This window comes from Shewanella sp. SG41-4 (assembly GCF_014164505.1).
Taxonomy (GTDB): Bacteria; Pseudomonadota; Gammaproteobacteria; order Enterobacterales; family Shewanellaceae; genus Shewanella.
This window is the reverse complement of record NZ_JACJFI010000633.1, coordinates 1-1,199: the sequence shown is the minus strand read 5'-3', so window position 1 is coordinate 1,199 and position 1,199 is coordinate 1. Positions and strand designations below refer to the sequence as shown.

General features: G+C 38.0%; 2 protein-coding genes. Both read right to left on the bottom strand.

Annotated features, from left to right (window positions below; all coding sequences use genetic code 11):
• Positions 1 to 294: 294 nt before the first annotated feature.
• Positions 295 to 930, bottom strand: coding sequence for a condensin complex protein MksE (locus H5202_RS22855; protein ID WP_182774034.1), 636 nt, complete (start codon positions 928 to 930; stop codon positions 295 to 297).
• The coding region (locus H5202_RS22850) for a hypothetical protein (protein ID WP_182774033.1) at positions 920 to 1,199 on the bottom strand (280 nt) is incomplete at its 5' end. The genes H5202_RS22855 and H5202_RS22850, both read right to left, overlap by 11 nt.

Genomic DNA, 1,199 nt, shown 5'->3' with positions numbered 1-1,199 from the left:
ACAATCTTCAATCCCATTTAACCAAACATAAAAAATGCTAAACCTTTATTCGGAGGCCAACAAACTTTGGGGCAAAATGAGTTAAGCCCCTAACTCATTTATGGATTTTCCGAGTTTGTGCAATACTGAAATTTCAGAAGAATTCTCCTATGCCAATAGTGCAATCTACTATTAATCAGTGGCCAAAATTAGTGTGCCACTACACCCCCAGTTAACCGACCTATCAGCGTCAAATCAATAGTGAGTAACATTAAAATGGTAGTGGCAAACTTTCCATAGAAACTTTTATTAAACCTATTGTCCTGATAAACCTTCATCGTTTAACGCTTTTTGTCGCTCTAATAATGTATTAATCATGGCCATTGCACCTTTGCTCAATACATGACGTTTCGGGCCCACTTTAAACGCAAAGCCACGTTTCTTTAAAAAATCAAGCGCATCCAATGCTGATTTCAGCTTTAAACTTTTGAGGATATTCAAAGTCTTCTCATCCTCATCCAGCGCATCGAGATCGGAGGGTGACACCCCTTGAACTGGCTCACTGAGCAATGAAATCGCTTGAGCGCGTTTCGTTGCAAGCCTGGTAAATATCGTCAACACAGCCATTATTTTAAGGCTAGATTCGTCAAACTCATCTTCTTCGTCACCTAGTTCTACGGTCGGTTTAAGGTAAAAATACTCACCACTTTCATCATGGGCTAACTGGAAGCCTAAATGTAAATATAATTGTTCATAGTGCTCTAAGTTAACAATGAGTTCATTGTAAAAATTTGATTCAACAAAGCTTGCCTTGGCCTCAATATACTCTTGTTTGTTAATCACACTGTTGCTATAAAACGCTCGATAAATTTGTTTTGATAAATTGGCATTCGCTGCAAAAAATGTGTTTATGGTTCCAACGTCGCTACTTTTGTCATGATTAGCGTACATTAGGTACCTCCTTCAGAGTATTTTGTTGAGTTATGCGTCTAACTCGATAGCGCAGTGTATGTGTGTCGTTTTCGAGGGTTTTGAACTCATTTGAAACCTCAATCTTATATAGACCAGAAGCACTCAGTTTCGACCCTACTTCGATCAAATCAGCTAATTTAAAGTTTTCAAAGTCTTTACACAAAATATCGTAAGCTACTGCAATGTAATCTTGATTCATCGGCCAATCGAATGAGGCAACCCATTGGTTAACTTTTAATGAATATTGC

Excerpts from the sequence above, each read along its gene's own strand:
- H5202_RS22855 (WP_182774034.1), bottom strand. The coding sequence starts at position 930 with ATGTACGCTAATCATGACAAAAGTAGCGACGTTGGAACCATAAACACA.